The following is a 19911-nucleotide window of genomic DNA, read 5'->3' on the forward strand; positions in this document are numbered from 1 at the left end:
ATGACTCCCCTGCGTGGACGTGCTCTCGGTCTGGTGGCCGGCTTCGCCGCCGACCGTGTGTGGGGCGATCCTGCACGCTGGCACCCGGTCGCCGGCTTCGGCACGACCGCGGCCACCCTCGAGCGGATCTCGTACGCCGACCGCCGCGCGCCCGGTGTCGTGCACGTCGGCCTGCTCGTCGGCGGCGCCGCGCTCCTCGGCGCCCGCACCCCGGTGGCGCTCGCGACCTGGGCCGTCCTGGGCGGGCGGTCGCTCGACCGCGAGGCCGAGGCCGTCCAGCGGCTGCTGGAGGCCGGTGACCTGCCCGGCGCCCGTCAGCGCCTCACCCACCTCGTGGGCCGCGACACCAGCGCGCTGGACGAGGCGGGTGTCGCCCGGGCGGTGATCGAGTCGGTCGCCGAGAACACCTCCGACGCCGTCGTGGCGCCGCTGGTCTGGGGTGCCCTGCTCGGGGCTCCCGGGCTGCTCGCCTACCGCGCCGCCAACACGCTGGACGCCATGGTGGGGCACCGGAGCCCGCGCTACGAGCGCTTCGGCTGGGCCGCGGCCCGGCTCGACGACCTGCTCAACCTGCCGGGGTCGCGGCTGACCGCCGCACTCGCCGTCCTGCTCGGCGACGACCGACGCGCGGCCTGGTCCGCCTGGCGCCGCGACGCGCCCGGTCACCCGAGCCCCAACGCCGGTCCGGTCGAGGCGGCGTTCGCCGGCGCGCTCGGGGTGCGGCTGGGCGGCGTGAACGTCTACGCCGGTCGCACCGAGGACCGGCAGGTGCTCGGCGACGGTCGTGCCCCGGACGTCCACGACATCACCCGCGCCCGTCGGCTGGCGAGCCGGGTCGGGCTGGCCGCGCTGCTCGTGACCGCACCCATCGCGCTGCGGCCGCGACGTCGCTGACCGTCTCGACCCCGGCAGGAGCAGGCGGCCGGCGTACGACGACCACCGGGATGCCGAGCGCGGCCGCCGCGTCCAGCTTGGGCCGGGTGTACGAGCCGCCGGAGTCCTTGGTGACCAGCACGTCCGAGCCGTGCTGCTGCATCAGCGCGACCTCGTCCTCGAGCCGGTAGGGACCGCGGTCGCGCAGCACGTCCCACGTCGCCGGCAGCGGGATCTCGGGCTCGTCGACCACGCGCACCAGCGCCGCCCGGTCGCCGAGCGGACCCACGAAGCGGTCGAGCGACTGCCGGCCCACGGTCAGGAACGGCCGCTTCCCCAGTCCCGCCGCGGTCGCCGCGGCGCCTGCGTGGTCGTCGACCCAGGTCCAGTCGCCGGTCCAGCCGGGGCGCTGCAGCCGCAGGAGAGGTACGGCGCCGCAGGCGGCTGCCGCGTGCTGCGAGATCTGCGCGGCGAAGGGATGCGTGGCGTCGACGACCGCGTCGAAGCCGACGACGTACGCCGCCAGCCCGGCCACGCCGCCGAACCCGCCGATGCGCACGCCCCCGGCCGGCAGCCGCGGCTCGGCGACCCGGCCGGCGAGCGAGGTCGTGACCTCGATGCCGTCGTCGACCAGGGCCGCGGCGACCGACCGCGCCTCCGCCGTACCGCCCAGGACCAGGACCTTCACCGCTGGTCCCCCGGCGGCAGGACCCGGAGGTCGCCGGGCGCGCCGGCCGTGGCAAGCTCGAGCAGGGCGTCGACGTCGAGGTGGTGCTCCACGAGGTCGCCGAGCAGGTCGAGCCGGCGTTCGCGGGCGGCCGCGAAGCTCACGCCCGAGGGTGCCCACGCGTGGCCGGTGAGCCGGGCGACCTCGGCGAGCAGCGCGCTCCGGAAGTCGTCGTGCTCGAGGCAGCCGTGCCACATGGTGCCGAAGACCTGCCCGTCGCGGGCGCCGCCGAGGAAGGACTCGCCCGAGCCGACGGTGACCCGGCCGTGGTGGATCTCGTAGCCGCCGACCGACGCGCCCAGCGCGGAGCCGTGTGGCAGCCGGAGCACCTTCGCGGCCTGGAAGACCGTGTCGGCGTCGAGGAGGCCCAGCCCCTCGGCCGCGGCGCCCTCGGGGCCCTCGACGCCGTCCGGGTCGCGCACGGTCCGACCGAGCATCTGGAAGCCACCGCAGATCCCGAGCACCGGCCGGCCGGCCGCGGCATGGGCCAGCACCGCCCGGTCGAGCCCGCGCGAGCGCAGCCACTCCAGGTCCGCGAGGGTCGCGCGCGAGCCGGGCAGCACGATCAGGTCGGCGTCCGCGAGCGAGCGCCCGTCGGAGGCGTAGACGACGTCCACGCCGGGCTCCAGCCCGAGCGCGTCGATGTCGGTGAAGTTGCTGATCCGCGGCGACCGCACCACGGCGACCCGCAGCGGCGCCGGTCCCTCGGTCACCCGCCGGTCGCCGACGTCGAGGGTGTCCTCGCTGTCCAGCCACACGTCGGAACTGAAGGGCAGCACGCCGTACACGCGTCGCCCGGTCAGTGCCTCGAGCTCGGTCAGACCCGGCCCGAGCAGCGACTCGTCGCCGCGGAACCGGTTGACCACGAACCCGGCCACCAGCCGCTGGTCGTCGGGCGCGAGCAGGGCGACGCTGCCGAAGAGGGAGGCGAAGACCCCGCCGCGGTCGATGTCGCCGACCAGCACGGTCGCCAGGCGACCGTGCTGCGCGAGGCCCATGTTGACGTAGTCGCTGGCCCGCAGGTTGATCTCCGTCGGGCTGCCGGCGCCCTCGGCGACGACCACGTCGAAGCGCGACGACAGGTCGTCGAAGGCGTCGTACGCCGCGGTCGCGAGGTGCCGCCGGCCGTCGACGAAGTCGCGCGACGAGACCTCGCCGGCGGGCTGCCCGAGGACGACGACGTGGCTGCGCTGGTCGCTGCCGGGCTTGAGCAGCACGGGATTCATCGCGACCTCGGGCTCCACCTTCGCCGCGAGCGCCTGCACCCACTGGGCTCGGCCGATCTCGCCGGTGCCGCTCGGGCCGTCGACGACCATCGAGTTGTTGGACATGTTCTGCGACTTGAAGGGCGCGACCTTCACCCCGCGGCGCACGAACGCCCGGCACAGTCCCGAGGTGACGATGCTCTTGCCGGCGTCGGAGGTCGTCCCGGCGACCAGGAGGCCGGTCACGCTAGCTTCCATTCCGCGAGGACTCGGCAGTCGTGGTTGGCGTAGCGCGCGAGGACCAGCCGGTCGGCCCGGCACCTCGCGGGCACGGCGTCGCCCAGGGCCGCTCGGACCGATGCCCGGTCGATGCCGTCGGCGCGCTGGTCGAGGGTCAGGTGCGGGACCGGCTCGGGGAAGGCGCCGCCGTACGGCGGGCACTGGGGGAACGCCGCGATCAGCCGCCGGGTCAACGCACGGAAGGGCTCGTCCGGCGACGGCACCAGGTGGATGATCCCGTCGGCGAACTCGTCCAGCTCGTCGAGGGTGAAGTCGAACGCCGGCGTACGTCCCGCGACCTCGGCCACCAGTTCCAGGTCGGCCTCGGACGGGTCGTCGAGGAACGGTCCGAGAGCCGTCACGTGCGCGTGGACGAAGGCCGGGTCGGCCGACACGAAGGACCCGTCGTAGTGGCGGGTCCGGTCGAGGACGAACTCCTCGAGCTCGGGCACCGGGACGACCAGGACGTTGTGCGCCATCAGGTCGTACGCCGCAGCAGGAAGATGTCCATCACCCAGCCGGCGGCGGCGCGCACCCGTTCGCGCGCCGCGTCGACCGCGGGCAGCACGTCGCCGACGCGGCCGGCGACCAGCTCCTCCGACGGCGTGCCGAGGTTGGCGCCCCACCAGATCGTCCAGTCACTGAGGTCCATGCCGGGGCCGTCGAGCTCGATCACCCGGTTGAGCATCACCACGACGTTGTCCTGGCCCTGCGCGAGCGCCTCCCGCAGCCGCCGCCCGCTGGTGACGTGCAGCGCCTGGCCGACCTCGTGCAGCACGATCTGGTGGCGCGCGGCCAGCAGCTGGATGCTGGAGATCCCGGGGATGACGTCGAGCTCGAGGTCGAGACGACCGCGCTGCTGCAACGACTGCAGGATCCGGATCGTCGAGTCGTAGAACGCCGGGTCGCCCCACACCAGGAAGCCCGCGTCACCCTCATGGGACAGCAGGGCCTCCTCGTACGCCGTCTGCCGCTCCTGGTGCCAGCGCGCGACGGCCGCGTCGTACTCCTCCTGCGTGGCGGTCCGGTCCGGCCGGCGCTCGCGCTCGGGGTCGTCGACGCGCACGATCACGGGCGGCCGCTCGAGGTGCCGGTCGAGCAGGCGCTCGCGGGCGTTCACGAGCGGGTCGGGCATGCCGCCGCGGCCCGACTTGTCGGTGACGACGAAGTAGGCGACCTCGCGCAGCGCGTGCACCGCCTCGATCGTGACCTGGTCCGGGTCGCCGGGCCCCACCCCGATGACGCGGACGCGCTTCATCCGCGGTCCTCGAGATCGCCCTCGAGCTCCAGGTAGACCTGCTGCATGGCAGCCAGCGTCTCCGGATCCGGCGACTCCCACAAGCCACGGTCCTTGGCCTCGTGCAGCTTCTCGACGATGCCGCGCAGCGCCCAGGGGTTGGACCTCGTCATGAACTCGCGGTTGGTCGCGTCGAGCACGTACTCCTGCGCGAGCGACTCGTACATCCAGTCGTGCACCACTCCCGCGGTCGCGTCGAAGCCGAAGAGGTAGTCGACGGTCGCGGCCAGCTCGAACGCGCCCTTGTAGCCGTGCCGCTGCATCGCCGAGATCCAGCGCGGGTTGACGACCCGGGCCCGGAAGACGCGGTTGGTCTCCTCCTGCAGGGTGCGGGTGCGTACGGCGTCGGGGGTGGTCGAGTCGCCGACGTACGCCTGCGGCGCGGTGCCGGTCAGCGCGCGGACGGTCGCGATCATCCCGCCGTGGTACTGGAAGTAGTCGTCGCTGTCGGCGATGTCGTGCTCGCGGGTGTCGATGTTCTTGGCCGCGACCTTGATCCGCCTGTAGTTGGCGCGCATGTCGTCGGCGGCCGGCGCCCCGTCGAGGTCGCGGCCGTAGGCGAAGCCGCCCCAGGCGGTGTAGACCTCCGCGAGGTCGGCGTCGTCCCGCCAGCTCCCGGACTCGATCACCTGCAGGATGCCGGCGCCGTACGAGCCCGGCTTGCTGCCGAAGATGCGGGTGGTCGCCCGCCGCTCGTCGCCGTGCTCGGCCAGGTCCGCCCGGGCGTGCGCGCGGACGTAGTTGCTCTCGTCGGGCTCGTCGAGCCCGGCCACGAGTCGCACCGCGTCGTCGAGCATCGTGACCACGTGCGGGAAGGCGTCGCGGAAGAAGCCCGAGATCCGCACGGTCACGTCGATGCGCGGGCGACCGAGCTCGTCGAGCGGGACGACGACCAGGTTGCTGACCCGGCGGGAGGCCTCGTCCCACTCGGGTCGGACGCCGAGCAGCGCGAGCACCTCGGCGACGTCGTCGCCCGACGTGCGCATCGCGGACGTGCCCCAGACGGAGAGACCCACGGACGTCGGGTAGTCGCCGGTGTCGGCGACGTGCCGCTCGAGCAGCGACGTCGCCATCGCCTGCCCGGTCTGCCAGGCCAGCCGCGACGGCACCGCGCGCGGGTCGACGGTGTAGAAGTTGCGCCCTGTCGGAAGCACGTTGACCAGCCCGCGCAGGGGCGAGCCCGACGGTCCGGCCGCCACGAACCCGCCGTCGAGCGCGTGCATGAGGGCGTCGAGCTCATCGGTCGTACGCCGCAGTCGCGGCACCACCTGCTCCGCGGCGAAGCGCAGCACCTGCTGCACCTGCGGGTCGTCGTGGATCCCGGCCGCGGCCTCCGGGGCCCACGACGCGTCCTCCATCCGCTCCACGAGGTCGCGCGCCTGCGCCTCGATCGCGTCGACGGCGGCGGTCGCCTCCGACCCCTCCTTCAGGCCGAGGGCAGACCGCAGCCCCGGAACGGCGGCGGTCTGCCCTCCCCACACCTGAGACGCCCGCAGGATCGCGAGCACCAGGTTGACCCGGGCCTCGCCCTCCGGCGGCTGGCCGAGGACGTGCAGGCCGTCGCGGATCTGCGCGTCCTTGATCTCGCAGAGCCAGCCGTCGACGTGGAGGATGAAGTCGTCGAACTCCTCGTCGTCGGGCCGTTCGTCCAGGCCGAGGTCACGGTGCATCTCGGCGGCGTGCATCAGCTGCCAGATCTCGCCCCGGACCGCCGGCAGCTTGGCCGGGTCCATCGCCGCGATGTTGGCGTGCTCGTCGAGCAGCTGCTCGAGCCGCGCGATGTCGCCATACGACTCGGCACGCGCCATCGGCGGCACCAGGTGGTCGATGATCGTGGCGTGCGCGCGGCGCTTGGCCTGCGCCCCCTCGCCCGGGTCGTTGACGAGGAACGGGTAGATCAGCGGCATGCTGCCGATCGCGGCGTCGGTCGCGCAGGCGGCCGAGAGCGCCGCGTTCTTGCCGGGCAGCCACTCCATCGAGCCGTGCTTGCCGAGGTGCACGACGGCGTCCGCCCCGAAGCCGTGGGCGAGCCAGCGGTACGCCGCGAGGTAGTGGTGCGACGGCGCCAGGTCGGGGTCGTGGTAAATCGCGACCGGGTTCTCCCCGAAGCCGCGCGGCGGCTGGATCAGCAGCACCACGTTGCCCGCCTGGATCGTGGCGAGGACGATCTCGTTGCTGTCGTTGACGAAGAGCCTGCCCGGGGACTCGCCCCACGCCTCGACCATGTCGTCCATCAGCCCGCTCGGCACGTCGGCCGTCCAGGCGTCGTACTCGGCCTTGGTGATCCGCACGTGGGCGTCGGTCAGCTGGGCGTTGGTCAGCCACTCCTCGTCCTGGCCACCCGCCGCGATCAGCGCGTGGATGAGGGCGTCACCGGCCTCCGTCTCGTCGTCGAGGTCGAGGGCGGGGATGTGGCCGACGTCGTACCCCTCCTCGCGCATCCGGCGCAGCAGCCGCACCGTGCTGACGGGGGTGTCGAGACCGACGGCGTTGCCGACACGGGAGTGCTTGGTGGGGTAGGCCGACAGCATCAGCGCGACCCGGCGCTCGCCGACCGGGATGTGTCGCAGACGGGCGTGGTTGACCGCGATCCCGGCCACCCGGGCGCAGCGCTCGGCGTCGGCGACGTAGCGCGGCAGCCCGTCCTCGTCGATCTCCTTGAACGAGAACGGCGCGGTGATGATCCGCCCGTCGAACTCCGGGATCGCGATCTGCGTGGCCGAGTCGAGCGGCGTGACACCGTCGTCGGACGCCTCCCACTCCTCGCGGCTGCTGGTGAGGCACAGGCCCTGGAAGATCGGGATGTCGAGGGCCGCCATCCGCTCCACGTCCCACGCCTCGTCGTCCTCGCCGGCGCTGGCGGCTGCGGGCTTGCTGCCGCCGGCGGCCAGGACGGTGACGATCAGCGCGTCGAGGGTGCCGAGGGCGTCGTACAGCTCGTCGGGCGCGGCGCGCAGGCTGCCGGCGAAGACGGGTACGCCGACGGCCTGGCCGGTCGCGTCGATCGCGTCGACGAGCGCGTGCGCGAAGCCGGCGTTGCCGCTGGTCTCGTGGGCGCGGTAGTAGAGGACGCCGACCCTGGGGAGCTCTGTCGGCGGCCGCTCACCCATCCCCCACTGCGGGACGGCGGCGGGCGGCTCGAAGCCCTCGCCCGTGAGCAGCACGGTGTCGGAGAGGAACGCGTGCAGCTGCGCGAGGTTGGCCGGCCCGCCCTCGGCGAGGTAGCGGTGCGCCTCGGCGGCGATGCCGATGGGGACGCTGGACAGCTCCATCAGCTCGGCGCTCGGCTGCTGCTCGCCGCCGAGCACGACCATCGGCTTGCCGGTCTCCCGGATCCGCACGAAGCCGGTGCACAGGTCCTGCGGCGAGCCCAGGATGCGGCCGACGACGAGGTCGGCGGCCTCGATCGCCTGGGCCACGGACTGGTGGCCGGGTCGCCCGGGGTTGGCGACCAGGTAGTCGGCCCCGGAGGCTCGGGCCGACAGCAGGTCCGTGTCGGACGTCGAGAGCAGCGCGATGCGCATGGATCCTCCTCGGGGTTCTCGCCCGTCGTTGGTCGGAGGTCTCGTGGTCAGTGTCTGGCTTCGGCCGATCGCTGCTCGCAGCGAGGGGCCTCACAGTGGCGGAACCGCCCCGGAGTCGCACCGGGTTCCTGTTCCACGAGACGTGAATGCTGGAAGCCTACCGTGGTAAGGATACCCTTACTAGCATGGCGTACTACGGAACGGTCGACACGGTCACCCGGCTCACCCCCACCCTCGTGCGGGTGGTGCTCGGCGGTGACGGTCTCGCGGGGTTCACGGCGCCCGACGCGACCGACACCTACGTCAACGTGGCGATCCCGCCCGCGGGTGCGCCGTACGGCGGGGTGTTCGAGCCCGCCGAGGTCCGGGAGACCCAACCCAAGGAGCTGTGGCCGGCGCGGCGCCGCTACACCGTGCGCGACTGGGACGGCAGCCGGCTGACGGTCGACTTCGTCGTCCACGGTGACCAGGGCGTGGCCGGACCGTGGGCCGCCGGCGCGAAGCCCGGCGACGTGCTGGTCTTCGAGGGACCGGGCAGCGGCTTCCGCCCCGACCCGTCGGCCGACTGGCACCTGCTCGTCGGCGACGAGTCGGCACTGCCGGCGATCGCCGCATCGCTGGAGGCCGTCCGCGCGGGCAGCCGCGCGGTCGTGCGCCTGGTCTGCGACGGACCGGCGTACGAGGTCCCCCTCACCTGCCCCGGCGAGCTCGACCTGGTCTGGCTGCACCGCACCGGCAGCGCCGCGGACGTCGACCTGCTGGCCGACGCGGTCGCGGACGTGGACTTCCCCGCCGGGCGCGTGCACGCGTTCGTGCACGGCGAGGCCGACGAGATCCGCGCCATCCGCCGGCACCTGATCAGCGACCGCGGCGTGCCGCGGGCCGACATGTCCTGCTCGCCCTACTGGCGCCGGACCATGACCGACGAGGCCTGGCGCGCCGTCAAGCGCGAGTACGTCGCCGCGATGGACGCCGACGTCGCGTAGCAGACCGTCGAGAGACGTGAAACGGCCCCCAGGAGATCCTCCCGGGGGCCGTTTCGCGTCTCTCGACGACCTAGGACCTCACTGGTCGTAGACGATGACGCCGCGGATGTTCTTGCCGTCGCGCATGTCCTGGTAGCCCTGGTTGATCTGGTCCAGGGTGTACGTCTGGGTGACCATCTCGTCGAGCTTGAGCTTGCCGTCCATGTAGAGGTCGAGCAGGCGCGGGATGTCGTAGCGCGGGTTGGCGTTGCCGAAGATGCAGCCCACGAGCTCCTTGCGCATCATCGAGAACTCGAAGAGGTTGAGCTTCACGTCGTCGGCCATCATGTTGGCGACCGAGGTCACGACGCCGCGACCGGCCTTCTTGACCAGGCTCATCATCGGCGCGATCAGGTCGCCCTCGGCCAGGCCGACGGCGAGGATCGCCTTGTCGGCCATGGCGCCGTTGGTGATCTCGCTGATCAGCGGCTGCGCGTCGGCCATCGAGGCCGCCGTGTGGGTCGCGCCGAGGGTCAGCGCCTTCTCGCGCTTCCAGTCGACCGGGTCCACCGCCACGACGAAGCGGGCGCCGGCCATCGCCGCACCCTGCACGGCGCTCATGCCGATGCCACCGAGACCCATCACGGCCACGGTCTCGCCGGACTGCACGTCGGCGGCGTACGTCGAGGAGCCCCAGCCGGTCGTCACGCCGCAGCCCACGAGCGCCGCCCGCTCGAGCGGCACGTCCTTGCGGATCTTCACGGCGCTGTCGATGTTGACCACGGTGTACGGCGAGAACGTGCCGAGCCCGACCATGATGCCGAGGTCGCGGCCGTCCTTGGCGTGGTGGCGGTAGGAGAAGTCCGAGAGCTGCATGCCGCTGAGCAGGAAGGCGCCCAGGTCGCAGAGGTGCTGCTGACCGATCGAGCACGACGGACACTTGCCGCACGACGGGATGAAGCTGAAGACGACGTGGTCGCCGACCTCGAAGCCGACCGTGCCCTCGCCGACCTCCTGGACGACGCCGGCACCCTCGTGACCGCCGATGACCGGGAACTGCTTGAGGCCGAAGGCCTCGGCGAGCTCGGGGTCCAGGACCATGTCCCCGGTGACCATGTGCTCGTCGGAGTGGCACAGGCCCGAGGCGGCGAGCTTGACCAGGATCTCGCCCTTCTTGGGCGGGTCGAGCTCGATGTCCTCGACGCTCCAGTCGGTGTGCGGCTCCCACAGGATGGCGGCGCGGGTCTTCATGGCGACTCCCTCGGCAAAGTAGAACAGGTTCTTGTCCCTGCAAGGTACTGCCCGTTGTGGCGCCTGTCACGCGATCCGGGACGCTGCCTCCCGCAAGGTCGCAGCAAGGCGCCGACCCGCCGACGGCGCAGCCTCGAGCTCGGACTGCCAGGCAGCCGCCTCCTCCCGCGCCGCCGTGCGCACGGCGGGGTCGGGAGACACACTCCGGGCGGCGAGGTCGACGGCCCGGCGCCAGGTCTCCCGCAGCTCGTCGGCCGTCATTCCCAGCTCACCGCGTCGAGCGCCGACTCGAAGTTGCGGATGATCTCGATGTAGTTGCCGCTCTGCAGCGCACCCAGGTCCCCGAACGTCAGACCGGCGACGCGGCCGACGCCCTGGACGTGGTACCAGACCGTGATCTGGTCCTCGACGTTCGCGGCCGGGATCCCGGTGAGCCGGCCGTTCCACACCCACTGCTCGATCCGCTGCATGATCGCGATCGAGAACGCGTAGGGGCCGGCGTCGCGCTGCTGGGCGTACGTCTGCCGCAGCCAGTCGTGGAACTCGTCCGACAGGGCCGTGCCGTAGTGGTCGTGCCCGTCGTCGGTCCGGGTGAACGCGCCGACGTGACCCGCCGGGTTGGGGTCGAAGTGCCAGAGCACGTGGCTGGTCTCGCTGCGCAGCGCGTACTGGAAGACCAGCCACTTGACCGCGAGCTTGAGCCCGGCGGCATCGCGCGCGTCGAAGGCCGCGCGCAACAGGGTCGGCAGCAGGTTGGTGGGGATCCACTCGTGCATGCGGGGCTGCCGGAAACGACCCTCGATCCAGGTCTTGCTCGGCGGGTGCGTCCAGGCCCAGTTCATCCGAGCCCGGGTGAACCCGTTGTACGTCGCGCTCTGGGCGATGCCGAGCAGGAACGCCTTGAAGTCGCCGCCGGCCGCCGTCACCAGGGCCGGGTCCGGGTCCTCGCGCCCGGGGAACGGGTTGAACCCGCCGTACGGCGCCGGTGAACCCGGCGTGTAGGCGATCGACGCGACCGTGGCCGGGAGCTGCGTGTCCACGGGGTCCAGGCCCTGGGGCGGGTTCGCGCGGAAGGCATCGGCGTACGCGTTGCCGACGGCGCTGGCGAACTCGGTGCGCACCGGGTGCGGGGCGCTCGCGTCCGACAGGGCGTACGCGCGGAAGGCGCCGGTCCCGGCGCTCCGTCGGCCGGAGCCCTCCTGGAGGTAGGGCAGCAGCTGCCGGTGCACCGACTCCTGCGCCAGGTAGGCCAGCCCGGCTCGGAGGGCGGGGTCGGAGACCGCGCCGGCCGCCCAGATCGGCACAGCGGTCTCGGTGCCGGTGGGGATGTGCGTGGCGTGCGCGAGGTAGCGCGACTCCCAGATCCGGAACATGGCGTCCGCGCGGGCCCGGCCGTGGGCCGGCAGGTTGGCCGCGATGTCGGCCAGCTGCTCGGCCTCGGACCCGGTCCGCCCGAAGATCTCGAACAGCTCGTTCATCATCCCGGCGATGGCCTGCTCGCGCCCCTCCAGGGCGGTGTCGTCCGGCGGCTCGTTGGTGTCGGTCTTGTCGCGGTTGGCCTCGTTGAAGGCGTGCGCGAGCTGGTCACCCTCGACGCTGGCCTGGTCGGCGACCGTCGTGAGCGCGTCGAGCTTGCCCGGCGCCGTCGCCTTGTGCTCCTCGGGGAGGTCGTCGACCTTGGTCCGCCACTCGGCGATCTGGTCGGCGATGGGCTTCGGGACGGAGGCGACCATGAGGGTGGCGTCGTCGCCGGCCACCTGGAACCACAGCCGGTGGCTGTGCCCGTCGGCAGAGAAGCGCACCGTCTTGCCGAGCTCGTCGTCGCCGTTGTGCCCCTCGCCCGGCTCCTCGTCGCCGCCGATGCCCATTCGGCGCAGCAGCGCCCGGCCGCGCTCGGCCAGCCAGCCGATGACGCGGTCGAGGACGCCGTACACCATCGTCTGGAGGCGGGTGATGACGTCGGCGACCTCACCGGGGAGGCCACCGAGGTGCAGCAGCCCGGCCAGGAAGTCGATGACCGGCGGGATGAGCGAGGCCAGCGCGCGCTCGACGGCGTTGGCGAGGCCGCCGATGTTGCCGGCGATGACGTCGGCCATGCCGTTGACGATCGCCTCGACGAACCGGAAGATCCGGGCCGCGTTGCGGAAGATCCACGAGCACACCTGGTAGATCAGGTCGATCGCCTGCGCGATGGCGCCGACCGGGTTCAGCATCCCGACGACCCGGACGATGACCTGCTCGATCAGGGTCTGGGTGAGGTACTCGACGGCCGCCTCGAGGATCATCCCCACGATGTTCTCGGGGCTGAGCTGCTCCTTGATCAGCTCGACGATCCCGTCCGGGCCGCGTTCGATCAGCACCGAGATCAGCTGCCACGCGGCCTCGATCACCTCGACCGCGGTCGGCCCGATGTGGCGGACCAGGATCTCCCGGATCCGCGGCCAGGTGATGCCCATCAGGTCGAGCGCGAAGCCGAAGAGCGAGCGCGCGGAGAAGTCGCGCGGCATCGGGATCGGGGTCTCCAGGCCCGAGAACAGCCAGTCCCAGAAGCCGTGCAGCACGTGCGTGCCGAAGTTGTCGAAGAACTGCTCGAAGCCCTGCTTGACCCCGGCGGTCAGGTTGTTGATGAAGTTCTCGGGGTCGTCGGCGATGTCCGAGATGACCTGCTCGATCTTGGCGATCAGCGCCCAGAACGCCGACGGTGGGATGCCGACCAGGCGGAGCAGGCCGTTGATGATCGCCCGGACCGGGTCGTCGATGAACTCCTCGATCGCGGCGACCACCCGGCCGATCAGGCCGCCGGCGGCGTCGCGCAGGGCCTGGGCCTCCGCGTGCACGTCGTTCACGGCGGTGATCGCCCGCGCCGACACGTCCCGGACGAAGCTGGTCTGTGCCGCCGTGACGCGCTGGCTGAGGCCGTCGAGCATCCCGCCGAAGCGGGCTCGCTCCTGCGCGGCCCACTCGGGGAACTCCGCCTCCATGGCCGTGAAGGCGGCGTCGATGTCGGTGCGCGCGTGCTGGATCAGTGCCTGGGCGGCGGCGATGACGCCGTTGACGTCGCTGGAGATGTCGGTCAGCAGCGTCGTCACGCCGTCCCCGAACTCCCGCTCGGCCCGGTTGTACTCGTCGGTGACCCAGTCGGGCAGGCCTCCGATGTAGTCGCCGATCGCGAGGATGGTGCCGCCGACGCCCGAGTGCCGGTCCTCGATCCAGAGCTGCACCCGGTGCAGGGCGTCGTGGAAGGTCTGGGACAGCTGGGTGAGACCGGCCTCCCACCGGGCGATCGCCGTCCGGCTGAGCGGCTGGAGGAGCGCGTCGACCTGACGCTGCGCGTTGTCGTAGATCCCCTGCGCCCGCTGGGAGACGGCCTCCCGGGTGTTCTGCTCGGTGGTGACCGCGCCCTGCTGGCCGCCGCCGACGGTCTCGACGGTGCCCGACCGGGCACTGCGCATCGCGGCGACCGCCTGCTGCTGGAGGGCCGCCATGTCGCCCTGCGCGCTCTCGATCGCCTGCTGCTGCTCGGCCTGGATCTGCTGCGGCGTGCGCTCGGCCGCCTCGCCGAGCTCGCCGCGGGCGGCGCGCGCCTCCGCGAACGGCCCGTCGGGGATCTCCCGGGTGACGCGGGTGTCGATCCCGGAGTCGGCGATGCGCTGGTCGGTGGCGGCGACGTCGGCATCCAGGGAGGTGTTCTCCGGTGGGATCGGGTCCGGGGCCGCGCTCGCCGCGTCGACGCCCATCCCGGGAGAGGTGGGACTGGGCGCGACCACCGGCGTGGGCGTGAGGGCGGGTGTGCCGGTCGGCGGCGTCGCCATCGCGTCGTACGACGAGCTGACCTGGTCGACCTGACCCTCCACGGACCCGGTGATGGTGGCGCCGGCGTTCTGCGCCTCCTGGGTCGGGTCGGTCTCGAGGAGCTTGTCCTCGTCCTCGGGGCGGTTCTCCCGGATCGCCGTCCGGATCCGCTCGCACAAGGCGACGATCTCGGGGCTGGGCGCGGGTCGCTCCCCCAGCTCGGCGGCCAGCTCCTCGCGGGCCCGGGCCGCGGTCTCGGCCACCGGCTCGGTGACCGCGCCCCGCGCGTCCGCCACGTCGGCGTCCGCCGACGGCAGGTCGCGGGCCGCCCGCGCTGCGCCGCCCGCGCCCCCGGCGACCCCGCCGCCGCGTGCCGCCGCGGCCCGGGTCAGCGCGGTCGGCGGCTCCGGCATGATCAGCTCGACCGGCGGCGGTGCCTCCTCGGGGGCGGCCTCGGGCGGGGCCTCCTCCGCCGCGGGAGCAACGTCGGCGGGCGCCGCCTCGGTCGGGGCGGCCCCCGCGGCCCCCTCGGCCGGCGTCGCTTCGGCCGGCGCCGCCTCGGCGGTCGGCACCGGGGGCACGTCGGCCGGGACGAGGTCGGTCGCGGCGGCCGGCGCCGACGCTGCCGCCGGTGGTCGATCCACCGGGGCGGGCGGACCGGCGACGGCGCCGACCAGGCCGGCGACCGCAGCCCGGATCGCGGCATCGAGCATCCGCAGGGGCTCCGGCGCGTCCACGCCGTAGATGCCGGGAGCGAGGAACAGGTGCCCGTCGGTCACGAACGCGGGCACCCCGGCGACCGCGGCGTCGGCGTGCACCTCCAGCCGGTGCGGGTCGGCGGCCAGGTCGACGCCCAGCAGGCCGCGGTAGACCTCGACCAGTCGTGGGCTCAGCGGCTCCCCGGCGGGTACGGCGTCCTGCGGCAGGTGGATGGTCGCGCCGGTGTCGGTGCGGGGGGCGTCGACGCCCTCCCGCGCCGTGAAGGCCGTGCCGGGCGGGAGCTCGCGCAGGTCGATGGCGAGCGTGGTCCCGCGCAGGGCGACGCCGGGGACCGCCAGCGTCATCTCGGGCGTCCACCCGTCGACGGTCCAGGTCGCCTCGCCGAGGTCGAGCCCGAGCAGCCCGACCGTCGCCTGCATGCGAACGGTCCCGTCGAGCGAGCCGTCGGACCGGAAGCCGGCGTGACCGGTCAGCTCGGTGAACGGTGCCTGCCCGGACAGCACCACGGCGCCGCCGTCGACGCCCCACTCCGCCTGCACCGCCTGCAGCCCGCCGGCCAACCCGGTGACGGTCACGACGCTCGCGTCGCCGATCGGGCGCGGCACCGTCGTCAGCACCGGGACGGCCTCGGGCGCGCGGTCTCCCGTCGCCGTGCTCGTCGACGCCGTGGTCTGCTCTCGGGTCGCGACGGGCGGGCTCAACTCGGCACCGTCCTCCCGGCCTTCTCGTACTGGCGGCGGATGCCGGTCACGAGGTGGGCCTCGGTGACGACACGTCCGTCGGCGGCGGCGAGGTACGCCGCCTCGATGCTGGCCTCCCGGATCTGGGCGCCGGTGAGCGGGTAGCGGCGGGCCAGGTCCGGCAGGTCGATGCCCACCTGGACCGGCAGCTCCCCCGGCATGACCGTCTCCCACAGCCGGGTGCGCTCCCCCGGCCCCGGCTCGGGGAACTCGACCATCACGTGGATGCGCCGCTGGAAGGCCGTGTCGATGTTGGCGACCAGGTTGCTGGTCAGGACCACGATCCCGGGGTGCTGCTCGATGCGCGAGAGCAGGTAGGACACCTCCTGGTTGGCGTAGCGGTCGTGCGCGTCGTCCACGCCGGTGCGCGCGCCGAAGATCGCGTCCGCCTCGTCGAAGACCAGCACGCAGCGCTCGCGCGCCGCCCGGTCGAAGACCTTGGCCAGCGTCTTCTCGGTCTCGCCGATGTACTTCGACACCAGCGCGGACAGGTCGATGAGGTACGCCGGCAGCCCGACCGACGCCGCGAGCGCGGCCGCCGTCATCGTCTTGCCGGTCCCCGGCGGCCCGTGGAAGAGCGCGATCAGCCCGGCCGCGTTGTCGTGGTGCGCGCCGAAGCCCCAGTCGTCGACGACCGTCGTGCGGTGCGCGATCCGCGCCTCGAGGTCCTCGACCCGGAGCCGGGCGGCGGCGGGCAGCACCACGTCGGTGAGCGTGTGCACGGTGGTGAGCGGCCGTGCCGGGAAGTCGCTCGACGCGACCGGCCGGGTCGGTGGCTGCCCGGTCACCCAGGCGACCAGCGCCGGGTCCGGCACCAGCAGGCCGGTCAGGTCGCCCGCGCCGTCGAGGATGAGCAGCCCGCTCTCGCGCAGCCGGCCGTGCTCGGACAGCAGCACGGTCGCGTCGAGGCGCGCGGGGAACGTGCGCGCCACGAGGGTGCGCGCGACCTCGCCGGTGAGCCCGATGACGTCGGGCCGGTCGGTCAGCCGTCCGTAGCGCACGGCGAACCGCTCGTCGACGTACGGCGCGATCGCGGCGACGAGGACGACCGCCTCCGCGACGGTGAGGTGGGCGGTCGAGATCACCTCGGCGAGCGGGCCGACCCCGTCGAACCGGCGGCCGTCGGGGAGCCCCTCGTCGTCGGCGTCGAGGCCGAGGCAGCAGGCCCGGCGCTCCTCGATCCGTACGTCGATGAGCGCGTCCAGGACCTCGAGCGCCGCGCGGAGCTCGGCGACGGGGGCCGGCGTCGCGGTCATGGCCGGAACCGCATCGACAGCAGGGGCGACCAGGGCAGCTTCACCAGCCCGAGCGGGTAGGGCAGCATCGGCAGCAGCACGTCGAGCGGGTGGGTTGCCGCGGTGAGCAGCACCGGGTCACGGTCGAGGTCGAGCACGCCGAGCCGGGACAGCCAGCCGTCGCGGACGAAGCCCGGGGTGGAGTCGCGGAAGCCGGGCAGCAGGGCCGCGAAGGCGGCCAGCACCCGCTCCGCCGAGGCCGCCACCTCGTCGAGCCGGGGCAACGGGCTGCGATCGGCGCTCTCGACGGTCAGCAGGTCCCGGCCTGCCAGCAGCCGGACGAGCGGGTCGTCGACGAGGGACGGGTCGTCGAGCAGGGCTGCGAGCGCGGCCTCCCGGACGGCGACGGGGTCCAGGCCGGGGTGCAGCGACTCGGCCAGGCGGCAGTGGTCGGCCAGCCACGGGTAGAGGAGCACCAGCCCGGCGGCACGGGTCACCGCGGCCCGGTCGAGGTCGTCCCGCTCGCCGGAGTGCAGCTCGGCGAGCGCCAGCAGCAGGTCGGGCACCCGGGCGGCCGGCGGTGCGCTGTCGTCGCCGGAGGTCGTCGGGTCCGACGACGGACGCCGGACGAGATCGGCGGACGCCGGCGAGCCGACCGCGCCCGGATCGGCCTCGTCGGTGCCGGACGGCTCGGCGGTCGACGCGTGGCCGACGTCCGACCGCCAGCCGACCTGAGGCAGCACCCGGGCGAGCACGTCGACGAGGCGGGCCCACGTCGTGGGCCTGAGCAGCCGTGCCACCTCCTGGGCCAGCGCCGGGTCGGCGAGCGACAGCAGGGTGACCGGGACCCGGGATGCCCCGTCCGGCGCGGTCGACAGCCAGAGCCGCGCGTCCGTCGCGACCCGCTCCGCCGTGGGCAGCGGCGATCTGCCCGCGGCGTACCGCTCCGCGCCGGCGAGGGATGCCGAGCCCCGCGGGCCGGAGGAGCCGGCCACCGGTCCCCCGGGTCCGTCGGCGGCGCGGATGCGCAGGACCTCCGCGCGGATCAGGTCGGCCCACAGCACGGCCAGCGTCTCGTCGTCGTACGCCGCGGGGTCCATCTCGAGCACCACGCGCAGCCCGTCGAGCTCGACGTCGCGCAGGTCGGCCAGGGCGCGCTCGAGCGCGGCCGGCAGCGCCCGGGCCGCGACCGCCGCCAGCCGCGCGGCCTGCGGGCCGCGCAGCCGGAGCCGGTCGATGGCGATGTCGGTCACGCTCAGCCGATCAGCAGCTGGATGTCGCGGATCTGGGCGTCGAGCTGGCTGCCGATGGTGGCGGCCTCGGGGGTGTCCTTGAGCGCGGACTTCACCATGGTGCGCATCGACTTGAGCACGTCGAGCGTGCTCGCGCCGATCAGCCTCGGGTCCTCGGTGTTGACGTCCACCTCGAAGCGGGCGTGGGCGCGCTCGACGTCCTTCACGTAGCGCTCCAGCTGCCGGTTGTCCTTGCCGATGGCCCGCACAGCCGCAACCGCGGTCTCGGTGAACTCGGAGATCCCGCGACCGATGGTGGCGTCGATGACCTTGCCCCCACCGGCCGTCAGGCCGCGCGTGCCGATGACGTCCACCTTGCCCTCGAGCTTGGCGAGCCGCTCGGTGACGTCCTCGATCCCCTTCAGGTCCTGCTCGAGCGTGTTGATCCGCACCCCGAAGCCGCTCTGGTCGAACTGACCACCGCGGTAGTCCGCGAACTGGCCCTGCAGGGTCGTGAAGCTGCCCTCCAAGGTGGAGAAGCTGCCCTGCAGCTGGGTGAAGTCGGAGCGCACGCCCTCGGTGAGCCCCTGGAGCGTGACGACGGCCTCCTGCGCCTCGGCCACGGCCGCCTGGGCCGCGGGCAGGGCGGTGCTCACCTGGCGGGAGTTGTACGTCGCGGGCACGCGGCCGGTCGCGACCACGTTGCCGGCCTGGTTGACCGACAGCACGATCGTGTCCGCCGGGCTGAAGGCCGACGACGGCAGGTAGCCGTCCAGGCCCTGCGCCTCGGCATGGCTGACCACCTTGATGTCCGCGGTGAAGCCCCGGTCGTCGAGGTAGGTGTTCAGGACGCCCTCGACGTCGACGCCGGGCTGCCCGACGTACTGCCAGCCGCCGATCAGGCCGTCGCCGTAGAAGTCGAGCGGCGGCTGGCCGTAGAAGTCGGCCGGGTCGACGAGCCAGTCGGGCTCCTCGATCGGCGGCTGCCAGATGGGGCCGATCGGGTCGAAGACGACCCACGGGTCCAGCCACGTCGGGTCGACCTCCACCGGCGGGTAGACCGGACGGCAGGTCCCGTTGACCCGGATCCACCCCGCCGGGCAGAGGACCGGCGGCTGGGGCGGGTTGCCCTGGACCGGTGGGTCGGGCGGGGCGTAGCCGTCGATCAGGGCCTCGAGCCGGTCCCGGAACAATCCGGCGGGGTCGCCGCAGGTGCCCCCGAGGAAGGCCTCGGTGAACCCGCGCGGCGGCTGCCACGCGTGGCGGTAGCCGCAGTGAAAGACCCAGGTGCCGAGCACCTGCTCGACCCAGCCGACCACGACGCCCGCGCGCGCCGGGTCGCGGTCGACCGTCAGGCGCAGCAGCGACTCCGTGCGCAGCAGGTCGAGGGTCGCGAACAGGACCATGTTGAGCCAGCCGCACTTGTAGCCCTTGACCGCCGGGGTGTCGCCGCCGAGGACGTGGACGCCGGCCAGCTTGCTGATCAGGTCCGTCCGGATGACCGCCGGCCCGGGCGCGTTGGTCAGCCGGCCGACGAGCGCGGTCTGGAGGTCGTCGAAGGAGTTGGCCGGGGAGGAGTCGAGCGCGACGCGGACCGGCTCGACGCTCAGCAGCGGGTCGTTGGGGAAGTCGAAGACCGTGCCCGTGACCCGTCCGTTCACCACGCGCAGCGTCACGTCGCGCGTGTGGTGCTCGGCGTGACCGGCACAGTCGGCCTCACCGCACGCCGGCGCCGGGTTCACCGTCTCCGACGCCTCGAGCACGACGCTGAACCCGCCCGGGCCCGTGGCGATGAAGTCGTACGACGGGGTGACGGTCGTCGGCGGCAGCGTGATCGTCTGGGCGGCGGTGAGCACCAGCGGCTCGCCGTACTGGTCGATGGCGAGGCCGGGCTCGATGGTCAGCGTGGACCCGCTGACGGAGCCGGCGAGCCCGGCGTTGATGCCGAAGCCGATCATCCGGCCGACCAGGCGGTCGCGCTCGTGCAGGAACGCACGCAGCGTGTTGAGGTCGGGCGCGGTGAGGGTCTGACCGCTCTCGAAGACGGGGTACTGGTTGTCGGGCATGGGTT

General features: G+C 73.3%; 13 protein-coding genes and 1 riboswitch. Of the genes, 2 read left to right on the forward strand and 11 right to left on the reverse strand.

What is annotated here, in order from left to right; all coding sequences use genetic code 11:
- The gene (locus tag ABEA34_RS21110; RefSeq protein ID WP_345523628.1) at positions 1-894 is read left to right on the forward strand and encodes a cobalamin biosynthesis protein; all 894 of its coding nucleotides are present in this window, start codon (positions 1-3) and stop codon (positions 892-894) included.
- Here the strand turns inward: ABEA34_RS21110 and ABEA34_RS21115 are convergent.
- From ABEA34_RS21115 to ABEA34_RS21135, 5 genes are read right to left on the reverse strand one after another with little or no spacing between them, the layout of a single operon-like run.
- Complete coding sequence (locus ABEA34_RS21115; protein WP_345523629.1) at positions 806-1561, reverse strand: cobalt-precorrin-6A reductase; 756 nt, start codon at positions 1559-1561, stop codon at positions 806-808. The two genes, ABEA34_RS21110 and ABEA34_RS21115, sit on opposite strands and share 89 nt — an antisense overlap.
- Positions 1558-3063 (reverse strand): cobyric acid synthase, encoded by a 1506-nt coding sequence (locus tag ABEA34_RS21120; protein WP_425576900.1) that lies wholly within the window; start codon positions 3061-3063, stop codon positions 1558-1560. Before ABEA34_RS21120 ends, ABEA34_RS21115 begins: the two co-directional genes overlap by 4 nt.
- Positions 3048-3563, reverse strand: coding sequence for a 2'-5' RNA ligase family protein (locus ABEA34_RS21125; RefSeq protein ID WP_345523631.1), 516 nt, complete (start codon positions 3561-3563; stop codon positions 3048-3050). The genes ABEA34_RS21120 and ABEA34_RS21125 overlap by 16 nt, the downstream gene beginning before the upstream one ends.
- Positions 3563-4342, reverse strand: a complete 780-nt coding sequence (cobF, locus tag ABEA34_RS21130; RefSeq protein ID WP_345523632.1) for a precorrin-6A synthase (deacetylating) — start codon at positions 4340-4342, stop codon at positions 3563-3565. The genes ABEA34_RS21125 and cobF overlap by 1 nt, the downstream gene beginning before the upstream one ends.
- On the reverse strand, positions 4339-7905 hold the full coding sequence (locus tag ABEA34_RS21135) for a cobaltochelatase subunit CobN (RefSeq protein ID WP_345523633.1): 3567 nt from the start codon (positions 7903-7905) through the stop codon (positions 4339-4341). The genes cobF and ABEA34_RS21135 overlap by 4 nt, the downstream gene beginning before the upstream one ends.
- Positions 7906-7933: 28 nt before the next feature.
- Positions 7934-8085: riboswitch (cobalamin riboswitch) on the reverse strand.
- Positions 8086-8090: 5 nt separating this feature from the next.
- Here ABEA34_RS21135 and ABEA34_RS21140 point away from each other — a divergent pair.
- Positions 8091-8891: a siderophore-interacting protein gene (locus tag ABEA34_RS21140; RefSeq protein WP_345523634.1), complete on the forward strand. Its 801-nt coding sequence runs from the start codon at positions 8091-8093 to the stop codon at positions 8889-8891.
- 78 nt (positions 8892-8969) lie between these two features.
- On the opposite strand, the gene ABEA34_RS21145 is transcribed toward ABEA34_RS21140, so the two are convergent.
- From ABEA34_RS21145 to ABEA34_RS21170, 6 genes are all read right to left on the reverse strand, one after another.
- Positions 8970-10121, reverse strand: a complete 1152-nt coding sequence (locus ABEA34_RS21145) for an NDMA-dependent alcohol dehydrogenase (protein ID WP_345523635.1) — start codon at positions 10119-10121, stop codon at positions 8970-8972.
- Positions 10122-10187: 66 nt separating this feature from the next.
- Positions 10188-10382 (reverse strand): hypothetical protein, encoded by a 195-nt coding sequence (locus ABEA34_RS21150; RefSeq protein WP_345523636.1) that lies wholly within the window; start codon positions 10380-10382, stop codon positions 10188-10190.
- A complete protein-coding gene (locus ABEA34_RS21155) occupies positions 10379-15334 on the reverse strand; it encodes a phage tail protein (protein WP_345523637.1) in 4956 nt (1651 codons plus the stop codon). The genes ABEA34_RS21150 and ABEA34_RS21155 overlap by 4 nt, the downstream gene beginning before the upstream one ends.
- Positions 15331-16629 (reverse strand): ATP-binding protein, encoded by a 1299-nt coding sequence (locus tag ABEA34_RS21160; protein WP_345523638.1) that lies wholly within the window; start codon positions 16627-16629, stop codon positions 15331-15333. Before ABEA34_RS21160 ends, ABEA34_RS21155 begins: the two co-directional genes overlap by 4 nt.
- A complete protein-coding gene (locus ABEA34_RS21165) occupies positions 16626-17861 on the reverse strand; it encodes a contractile injection system tape measure protein (protein ID WP_345523639.1) in 1236 nt (411 codons plus the stop codon). Before ABEA34_RS21165 ends, ABEA34_RS21160 begins: the two co-directional genes overlap by 4 nt.
- A 2-nt stretch (positions 17862-17863) precedes the next feature.
- Positions 17864-19906, reverse strand: a complete 2043-nt coding sequence (locus ABEA34_RS21170) for a hypothetical protein (RefSeq protein WP_345523640.1) — start codon at positions 19904-19906, stop codon at positions 17864-17866.
- Between the last annotated feature and the right edge of the window lie 5 nt (positions 19907-19911).

It is taken from the genome of Nocardioides conyzicola (genome assembly GCF_039543825.1).
GTDB classification, from domain to species: Bacteria; Actinomycetota; Actinomycetes; order Propionibacteriales; family Nocardioidaceae; genus Nocardioides; species Nocardioides conyzicola.

Coding starts and splice junctions, on each gene's coding strand:
- ABEA34_RS21125 (WP_345523631.1), bottom strand. CDS start 3,563: ATGGCGCACAACGTCCTGGTCGTCCCGGTGCCCGAGCTCGAGGAGTTC.
- ABEA34_RS21110 (WP_345523628.1), top strand. CDS start 1: ATGACTCCCCTGCGTGGACGTGCTCTCGGTCTGGTGGCCGGCTTCGCC.
- ABEA34_RS21145 (WP_345523635.1), bottom strand. CDS start 10,121: ATGAAGACCCGCGCCGCCATCCTGTGGGAGCCGCACACCGACTGGAGC.
- ABEA34_RS21135 (WP_345523633.1), bottom strand. CDS start 7,905: ATGCGCATCGCGCTGCTCTCGACGTCCGACACGGACCTGCTGTCGGCC.
- ABEA34_RS21120 (WP_425576900.1), bottom strand. CDS start 3,063: ATGGAAGCTAGCGTGACCGGCCTCCTGGTCGCCGGGACGACCTCCGAC.
- ABEA34_RS21150 (WP_345523636.1), bottom strand. CDS start 10,382: ATGACGGCCGACGAGCTGCGGGAGACCTGGCGCCGGGCCGTCGACCTC.
- cobF (WP_345523632.1), bottom strand. CDS start 4,342: ATGAAGCGCGTCCGCGTCATCGGGGTGGGGCCCGGCGACCCGGACCAG.
- ABEA34_RS21170 (WP_345523640.1), bottom strand. CDS start 19,906: ATGCCCGACAACCAGTACCCCGTCTTCGAGAGCGGTCAGACCCTCACC.
- ABEA34_RS21160 (WP_345523638.1), bottom strand. CDS start 16,629: ATGACCGCGACGCCGGCCCCCGTCGCCGAGCTCCGCGCGGCGCTCGAG.
- ABEA34_RS21140 (WP_345523634.1), top strand. CDS start 8,091: ATGGCGTACTACGGAACGGTCGACACGGTCACCCGGCTCACCCCCACC.